Annotated in this window: 6 protein-coding genes and 3 pseudogenes; 4 read left to right on the forward strand and 5 right to left on the reverse strand. The window is 45.2% G+C overall.

What is annotated here, in order from left to right; genetic code table 11:
* A partial coding sequence (locus IM485_RS07910) for a transposase (protein ID WP_287741075.1) occupies window positions 1-123 on the forward strand: 123 nt, incomplete at its 5' end.
* A 19-nt stretch (window positions 124-142) separates the two neighbouring features.
* On the opposite strand, the pseudogene IM485_RS07915 reads toward IM485_RS07910, so the two are convergent.
* The 3 genes and pseudogenes from IM485_RS07915 to accC all read right to left on the reverse strand — a co-directional run.
* A pseudogene (locus IM485_RS07915) lies at window positions 143-331 on the reverse strand (Uma2 family endonuclease); the annotation flags it as partial.
* A 143-nt stretch (window positions 332-474) separates the two neighbouring features.
* Window positions 475-615: pseudogene (locus IM485_RS07920) on the reverse strand (Uma2 family endonuclease); the annotation flags it as partial.
* Between the two features lie 43 nt (window positions 616-658).
* Complete coding sequence (accC, locus tag IM485_RS07925; protein ID WP_002734953.1) at window positions 659-2,005, reverse strand: acetyl-CoA carboxylase biotin carboxylase subunit; 1,347 nt, start codon at window positions 2,003-2,005, stop codon at window positions 659-661.
* Window positions 2,006-2,455: 450 nt separating this feature from the next.
* On the opposite strand from accC, the gene hisD reads away from it, so the two are divergent.
* Window positions 2,456-3,712, forward strand: a complete 1,257-nt coding sequence (hisD, locus tag IM485_RS07930) for a histidinol dehydrogenase (RefSeq protein WP_287742319.1) — start codon at window positions 2,456-2,458, stop codon at window positions 3,710-3,712.
* Between the two features lie 5 nt (window positions 3,713-3,717).
* Here the strand turns inward: hisD and IM485_RS07935 are convergent, their stop codons facing one another.
* Complete coding sequence (locus IM485_RS07935; protein WP_104397624.1) at window positions 3,718-4,932, reverse strand: ABC transporter permease; 1,215 nt, start codon at window positions 4,930-4,932, stop codon at window positions 3,718-3,720.
* Window positions 4,933-5,136: 204 nt separating this feature from the next.
* The gene (locus tag IM485_RS07940) at window positions 5,137-6,711 is read right to left on the reverse strand and encodes a glucose-6-phosphate isomerase (RefSeq protein WP_287742322.1); all 1,575 of its coding nucleotides are present in this window, start codon (window positions 6,709-6,711) and stop codon (window positions 5,137-5,139) included.
* A gap of 199 nt (window positions 6,712-6,910) precedes the next feature.
* Here IM485_RS07940 and dusB point away from each other — a divergent pair, with 199 nt between their 5' ends.
* A complete protein-coding gene (gene dusB / locus IM485_RS07945) occupies window positions 6,911-7,918 on the forward strand; it encodes a tRNA dihydrouridine synthase DusB (RefSeq protein ID WP_104397664.1) in 1,008 nt (335 codons plus the stop codon).
* A 241-nt stretch (window positions 7,919-8,159) separates the two neighbouring features.
* A pseudogene (locus tag IM485_RS07950) lies at window positions 8,160-8,590 on the forward strand (IS1 family transposase); the annotation flags it as partial.
* Between the last annotated feature and the right edge of the window lie 216 nt (window positions 8,591-8,806).

Below are 8,806 nucleotides of genomic sequence, written 5' to 3' on the forward strand. Positions count from 1 at the left end.
ACGAATGGGGTGGTCGAGGGAATCAACAATAAACTTAAACTAATAAAACGGAGAGGCTATGGCTTTAGAAACTTTCGGAATTTTTGGGTTAGAAGTATGTTATCTTGGCATCTTGTATGTTGATTTAGCATAAAGAGTAACGAAGAGCCAAAAATCTTTCCTTTTGTTGTGGGGTTAAAGCTTGCCATTTTTCTAAAGGTATCCAAGCAGCATCGGGAGAGCGATCAGCCCCGTTAGGTAGTTTAAATCCTCCAGAAGAATCAAAAACCACACCTAATTTATTTAGGTTATTCCATAACCATAATTGGGCAGTGATTCCAGCGTTAGAATTGCTTGTTTGGCTCTTTTAGTTTTTGTGTGCAAACGGGTTCTATACTAATAGTTTCTTCAGCAAAATAGTCCTAAAAGTCTTTCCCAGTGAACATTTCACGATTCTATAAGCAAAAATTATCACACAAAGTCGAGAAGAACCCTGGTTTCTCCTCCAGTCGGTGGCATAATAATTAAATCTCCTTTCGCGCTGCGTTCCAAACGTAAATCTCGGTTATCCTGACAAAGTTGAAAGAACTGTTCATCGCTGAGTTGAAACGAGTTAAATTTAACTTCTACTGTCATTATTATCCCCAACCTACTCTCGTCTAAAATTTATGGTAACGCCCTAGGGCAAGAGATGTTCCTGGATGAAATTAGTATAAACATCTCCGGCTAAAAAAGCTGGAGTTTCCAGTATTTTACGATGGAAATCAATAGTCGTCGGTACTCCCGTGATCGCACATTCCCGCAGAGCGCGTTTCATGCGTTTAATCGCAGTTTCGCGATTTTCTCCCCAGACAATTAATTTCCCAATTAGGGAATCGTAATAGGGGGGGATTTCGTAATCGGTGTAAACGTGGGAATCCATGCGGACACCAGGACCACCGGGGGGCAGATAACCGCTAATTTTGCCAGGGTGAGGGCGAAAATTGTGATCGGGATCCTCGGCATTAATGCGACACTCGATCGAATGCCCTCTAAATATCACCTGATCTTGCTTAATTTGCAGTTTTTCGCCCTGTGCTACCAGAATTTGTTCTCGGATCAGGTCTATCCCCGTGATCATCTCCGTGACGGGGTGTTCCACCTGAATACGGGTGTTCATTTCCATGAAGTAAAAATTACCGTGTTTATCCACTAAAAATTCCACGGTTCCCACCCCGACGTAATTAATCGATTTAGCGGCTTTAACGGCGGCATTACCCATTTTTGAGCGTAAATGGGGCGTTAAGAAGGGACTGGGGGCCTCTTCTAGCAGTTTTTGGTGTCGTCGCTGAATCGAACAGTCTCTTTCTCCTAAATGGATCACGTTACCGTGACTATCGGCCAAAATCTGAAACTCGATATGTCGGGGACATTCGATAAATTTTTCTAGATATACTCCTGAATTGCCAAAAGCAGCTTCTGCTTCCCCTTGGGCGGCTTTTAACATATTACCTAGTTCATCTGCACTCTTGACAAGACGCATCCCACGCCCTCCACCGCCGGCGGTGGCTTTAATCAGGACAGGATAACCGATGTCATCAGCGATACGCTTTGCTTCCGCTTCCGAGGTAATTAAACCACCACTGCCGGGGATAGTGGGAACTCCCGCTTTTTGCATGGTTTTTTTAGCGGTAGATTTATCCCCCATAGCCAGGATAGCGCTGGGGGACGGACCGATAAAAGTTAACTGATGATCGGCACAAATTTCGGCAAAGCGGGCGTTTTCTGCCAAAAAACCGTAACCGGGATGGATGGCCGTGGCGTTGCGCGTTAGGGCAGCCGAGATGATATTAGGGATATTTAAGTAACTTTTGCTGCTCGGAGGCGGACCAATACAAACACTCTCATCGGCCAGTTGAACATGAAGGGCATGGCGATCGATGGTAGAGTGGACGGCAACGGTTCTAATGCCCAATTCTTCGCAACTATGAAGGATTCTTAAGGCGATTTCCCCGCGATTGGCGATTAATATCTTGGCAAACTGCATTGGACGACCACGAGATCAGGCTGGTGTGATAGGCGACTATTTAGTAGAATATCTGGTTTTGTTACCTTGGGGAAATCGGGAAGTGGGGAAGTGGGGAGATGGGGAAGTGGGGAAGTGGGGTGTGAGGTGTGGGGTGTGGGGTGTGGGGAAGTGGGGTGTGGGGTGTGGGGTGTGGGGTGTGGGGTGTGGGGAAGTGGGGTATGGGGGAGGGGGAAGTATGAATTATGAATTATGAATTATGAATTGGGGTATGGGGAGAATAAATAAAATAATCTCCTGACTCCTGACTCCTGACTCCTATCTCGTGACTCCTGACGACCGACTCCTATCTCCTGACGGCTAAATTAACCGACTTTGTCTCCCTCCCCGGTCAAGATTGAAAGCGATAAGCTAGAGTGTGAGAAGTGAAAACCTTTTAATCTCGTTTCGCCCCTAGAGGATAATAGCTCGATGTTGCGAATTATCACAGAGCCATGGTCAGCCAGAACGGAACTGAGACGAATTCGGGAACGGTTCGACGATCCGGAAATTCGGGAAAAAGAATCGCTTGTCCGAGAGATTGTCGAGCAGGTGCGACTTTCTGGCGATCGCTCGTTGGTGGATTACACGGAAAAATTCTACCAACAGTCCCTTAATCTACAACAACTGAAGGTGAGTGGCTCGGAACTCGATGCAGCTTATCAACAGGTGTCCCAGGAGTTATTAAATGCGATCGCTGTTGCCTGTGCAAAAATGGAGGCTTTTCACCGTCAGCGTCTCCCCAAAGCTTGGGTGCAGTTTCCTGAGGATGGTACGGTTCGAGGGAAACGTTATCAACCGATTAACAGTGTGGGAATTGTCGTTCCCGATGGTAAACGGGCCTATCTCAGTTTATTGCTCCAGCAGGCGATTCCTGCCAAAATAGCGGGGGTTAAACGGATTGTCATGGTATCTCCCGCCGATGAGGATTTACGCATCCATCCGGCGATTTTAGTGGCAGCCCAATCGGTGGGTATTAGTGAAATTTATCGGGTGGCTGGACCACAGGCGATCGCCGCTTTAGCCTACGGGACAAAAACGATCGCTCCTGTGGAGATGATTGCTGGAATAGGTGATTTTTACACTAATTTGGCTAAAAAACTGGTTTCTGACCATGTAAAAATCGATTATCTCTCTATTACTTCTGATTTAGTTATTATTGCCGATAGTCAAGCTAATCCTAGACAGTTGGCCCTAGATCTATTAGCGCAAGCGGAACAGTATTCTCTAGCGGCTGCGATTTTATTGACGACGGGTAAGGCTTTGGCTTTAATAGTACAGGAAGAAGTACAAAAACAGTTACAGGTACATCCCCAGAGATTGTTAACGGAAAAAGCGATCGCTCATTATGGTTTAATCGTGGTGGTGGAATCATTGGAAAAAGCGATCGAATTATCGAACCTTTTTGCTCCCACCCATTTATCCTTAATGATCGATGAACCTTGGGAAAAGCTATCTTCTGTGAGACAATCGGGAACTATTCTCCTTGGTTCCACTACTCCAAAAGCGGTGGCTGATTATTTGGGTTGTCCCGTGGGAGTGGAAACTTTTCTCGATTCCGCCACTTTGATCGAATATCCTGCCGATTCCTTCGCCTCCATAGCCCATAATTTGCAAATATTAGCGCAAGCGGAGGGCTTTACGGCAACGGACGCGGGTATAGAATCCCGAGGCCAGGACAAGAACTAGAAAAACTATAATCTTCTCAAAGCCACTATCGGATCTAATTTAGCGGCACGATGAGCGGGAACAACACCAAAAATCAGACCGATGGCGCTGGAAACTCCTAAAGCGAGAATTATGGCAGGGATTGAGACACTGGTGGTCAAAGCTGCAAAAATTCCCGCTAGATACATTCCTTGAATGCCGACAAAAATCCCGATAATTCCGCCAGTGGTGGCTAAAATCACCGATTCAATGATAAATTGACCTTTTATATCCCCTTCTTTCGCTCCTAAAGCCTTTCTTAACCCGATTTCTTGGGTTCTCTCCGTGACTGACACGAGCATAATATTCATGACACCGATTCCCCCGACAAAAAGGGAAATACTAGCGATCGAGGCTAACATTCTAGTTAAACTCTCGTTAGTCTCTTTGGTCATTTCTAAGACTGCGGTTTGGGGGAAAATCTGCACATAATTCTCGTCACTGACCTGATGACGCATTTGCAGCAGGTTGCTAATCTGAAACTGGGCGGCTTTAATTTGGGCAGAGTTTTTGGCCAAGACAGAAATATGAGTCAGGGGAATGCCAAAGATAGAATTGCGCCCTAAAACCTGATTAGACATGGTAGTTAGGGGAATTAAGGCTCGATCGTCCTGATTAGCCTCAAATAAGGAGCCTTTCGCCTGTAAAACTCCAATAACTTGAAAACTAAGATCGCCGATGCGAAGATTTTCGCCGACGGGATTGCGATTACCAAAGAGATTTTTAGCTAATTCCGATCCCAAGACAATCACCCGATTATCCCGTTTCAGGTCAGATTCCATAATAAATCTACCTTTAGACAGTTGACGGTTACGCACATTTAGGTATTCGGCTCCCACCCCGATCAGGGGGCTATTACTGGTTCTATTACCGAAGGATAAGACTCTTGTGCCGCTCAATTCGGGAGAAATGGCGGCAATGGCGGGAACTTGAGATGCGATCGCTTGAGCATCTTCGTAGGTGAGAGGCCGAGGATTAGGAATTGTCCGCCGGACATTGCGCGAGGAGGTGGAAACAAATAAAACATTCGGTCCGAGAGCTTCAAACTGCTCGAGGGCGACTTTTTGCGCTCCTTCACCCACTCCCACTAGGGCAATGACGGAGGCGTTACCGATAGCAATTCCCAGCATAGTCAGACCACTACGCAGTTTATTAGCCATCAAAGCGGAAAAAGCCATTTTCAGGTTTTCAAGCATTTCCATGGTTAGTTACATTCAGTGATCAGTAAACAGTAAACAGTGATCAGTAAACAGTAAACAGGGATAAAGATGAAGATAAATAAATAACTAAATAACTAATTAACTTACATCTGATAACTAAATAACTAATTAACTTAAAACTTAAAACTTACATCTGATAACTGATAACTGATAACTGATAACTGATAACTGATAACTGATAACTGATTAGCGGGTAGAGATTTGGATTGTTTCCGGTTTACTTAAATCGCCGGTAATAGTTAAACTGCGCTGATTAGCGTTGAGATGACGGACAATTTTATAGATAGCCTCAACTTGGTCACTAGCGCCGATTTTGGCCGCTAGAGTGGTTAGGTCGAGAGAAGTTCCCGTTTCCCGGACAACTTGCACGATTTTTCTTTGTAAATCCAGAATAGAAGCAGCGGCTTTTTTCCCTGCTTCTACCCCCGGTTGATGGTAGGCGTTAATATTAACTAAACTAGCATAGAAACTAACGGCCCGTTCGTAGAGGGCAATTAAGGCCCCTACCTGACGGGGAGTAACCTCTGGGATCGTGATCGTGATAGAGTGACGACTGTTTTCGTATAAAGCTTGTCGAGTACCTTGCAGTAATCCTGAGAGGAAATCGCCAGCAGTGGAGCCGGTTTCCACTTCCATGGAATCTCCTTGTCGGTCTTTTAACACTTCAATAAAAGTAGCGAAGAAATTGGGAATCCCTTCGCGTAATTGTTGAACGTAGGCGTGTTGGTCCGTGGAACCTTTGTTACCATAGACGGCGATACCTTGGTACACCTTATTACCATCGAGGTCTTTTTCTTTACCGAGAGACTCCATGACCAATTGTTGCAGATAGCGGCTAAAGAGATAGAGACTGTCTTTGTAGGGCAGAATCACCATATCTTTCTCTCCCTTGCCGTTGCCCTCATGATACCAAGCTAGAGCAAGTAGGGCGCTAGGATTTTTTTTCAGGTTATGGACGCGGGTGGCCATGTCCATTTCTTTGGCCCCGGCTAACATTTCATCAATGTCGATACCCTGCAAAGCGGCCGGGAGAAGACCGACGGCGGATAGTTCTGATGTACGACCACCGACCCAATCCTGCATGGGGAAACGAGTTAGCCAATCTTGGGCGTATTTGTCCAGTTGGCTACCAGGCATAGTGACGGCGACCGCGTGTGGCGGAAAGTCTAAATCTTGTTTTTCGTAAGCGTTGCGGACCTCTAACATTCCGTTTCTCGCTTCGGGAGTGCCGCCAGATTTACTGGTGACGATAACCAGGGTGGTAGCTAGGGGTAAATGGGCTAAGGTGCGATCAATGCCTTTGGGGTCGGTATTATCAATAAAGGCAATCTCTAAGGGGGGATTAAGGGGGGATAGAGCCTCGGCAACGAATTGGGGACCCAAAGCAGACCCCCCGATGCCTACACAGAGAATATGGGTGAATTTTGACCGATTGGGCGGCTTAATTGCTCCAGAGTGAATTTTCTTGACAAATTCTTTGATCTGTGCTATGGGTTCAGTGATTTCGTCCCGCAATTCCTGGTTAGGAGCGAGTTCAGGAGCGCGCAGCCAGTAGTGGCCGACCATACGCTGTTCGTCGGGATTTGCGATCGCACCCTGTTCTAAAGCTGCTATATCTTGGAAAGCACGCTCGAATTTTGCTTCTAGACCTTTGAGAAAAGCCTCATCGAAGGGAATCCGACTGACATCGAGATAAAGTTCTAGGTTAGGGTGATAGTATAACCAATCTTGGTAACGTTGCCAGAGTTGCAGATTATCCATAAAAAAAAGCGAAATTTTTGTTTAATTACTCGTTTAGGAGAGATAAGATTCTATCCTCTCCAATCATCATACAGGTAGTTTTAGACTAGAAGTTGACGGTTAACCATATATTAGGGGTTGGCAAAATGCTAACAGTGACGGAACTATCCCCTAATTGTTCGGTTTGCTGGTGTTGGCTGTTGATTTTTTAACCTTTCCTATGGCTATCTACTCATCCCCTCTCAAAATCGGTAACTTAGAAGTGCATAGCCGCGTCTTGCAATCACCTTTATCTGGTGTCACCGATTTAGTGTTTCGTCGCTTGGTGAGACGCTTTGCTCCTGATTCCATGCTCTATACGGAGATGGTTAATGCAACAGAAATCTCCCAGCTGCAAGAGTTACCGCAATTAATGGTTATCGGGGACAAAGAACAACCAATTAGTATGCAGTTATTTGATTGCCGTCCCGATTTTATGGCTGTGGCGGCGGAAAAAGCGGTTAAAGAAGGAGCGATGACCATAGATATTAATATGGGTTGTCCAGTTAATAAAATTACTAAAAAAGGCGGTGGTTCTTCCCTTTTACGACAGCCAGAAATTGCCGAGCAAATTGTTAAGGAAGTGGTGAGAGCGGTATCGGTGCCAGTAACGGTGAAAACTCGCTTGGGATGGAACGCTCAGGAGATTAATATTATCGATTTTGCCCGTCGTTTGGAAGATGCGGGAGCGCAAATGTTGACCCTGCACGCACGCACTAGGGAACAGGGTTATCACGGGCCGGCCGATTGGCAATGGATTAAACGGGTGAAGGAGGTTTTATCGATTCCTGTCATTGCTAATGGTGATATTGTTTCTGTGGAAGCGGCGATTAATTGTTTGGAATTTACCCGGGCCGATGGGGTGATGTGTTCGCGGGGAACCCTCGGTTATCCCTATTTAGTGGGGGAAATCGATTATTACCTCAAAACAGGCAAAAAGTTGCCGAAACCCACCTCTATTGACCTGTTAAGCCTAGCTAAAGAGCATTTACAGGGGCTATGGCTATACAAGGGACAACGCGGTATCTGGCAGGCGCGGAAACATCTGGCTTGGTATTGTCAGGATTTTACCGGTGCGGCGGTTTGGCGCGATCGGTTTTCGCGCATCGAATCTCTGGGGGAGGGCTGTGATTTGATTGATGGAGCCATTGCCCAATTAAACCTTGAAAACGAGAATATTGACAGATAACGGTGAAGTTAGGCGACTTCAGAGACGACTATAGGGTTGATCCGTGGTCAAGCCTGGGATGACTTGATAGTGCTTCACGTTGAAAGTGCAAAGGGTTGCATTATGCCCAACAGCAGAAGCGGCAATTAAGGCATCAATCAGTCCGACTTTATGAGACAGATGGTAAGCTGTAAAGTCGGCGTTGTCAGATAAAGAGATGAGAAAGCAAAATAGATAGAAACTCAATGAAGGAAAAAAAACGATGAAATGTCCAGAATGTAAAAGTGACCACATCAATAAAAATGGTCATCGTGGTCAAAAACAAAACTATATATGTGTAAACTGTGGTCGTCAGTTCATCGATAGCTATGAAACCAAGGGCTATAGCGATGATGTGAAGCGCACCTGTCTGAAAATGTATGTAAATGGCATGGAATTTCGAGGCATTGAGAGAGGACGGGAGTCTCACGAACAACCATTATGGATTGGGTCAAACAAGTGGGAAAACTGCTGCCTGATTCCTATAATCCAGAAACGATTCCAGAAGTGGGAGAACTAGATGAATTAGAGACCTTTGTTGGTAAAAAAAAGAACAAAATCTGGATTTGGACGGCTGTTGACAACTTTCGAGATGGAATTCTTGGATGGGTAATTGGTGATCATAGTGCAGAGACATTTCAACATTTATGGCAAGCTAAGCTGTTCAGCATCTAAATAGCGTATAATAGAAACAGTAACCTATTCAAATATCAATAGCTATGCCAGCTCCTAATCACTTGAATTCCGAACAAAAAGAAAAGTTACAAAAAGCACTGAAAGAAGAAAAAAATCCTTACATTAGAGAAAGAGTTTTGATATTGTTGTTGTTAAATGACGGTAAAACTCAAGTCCAAATCTCCAAACTCATTG

The organism is Microcystis sp. M169S2 (assembly GCF_020245865.1).
Taxonomy (GTDB): domain Bacteria; phylum Cyanobacteriota; class Cyanobacteriia; order Cyanobacteriales; family Microcystaceae; genus Microcystis; species Microcystis ichthyoblabe_A.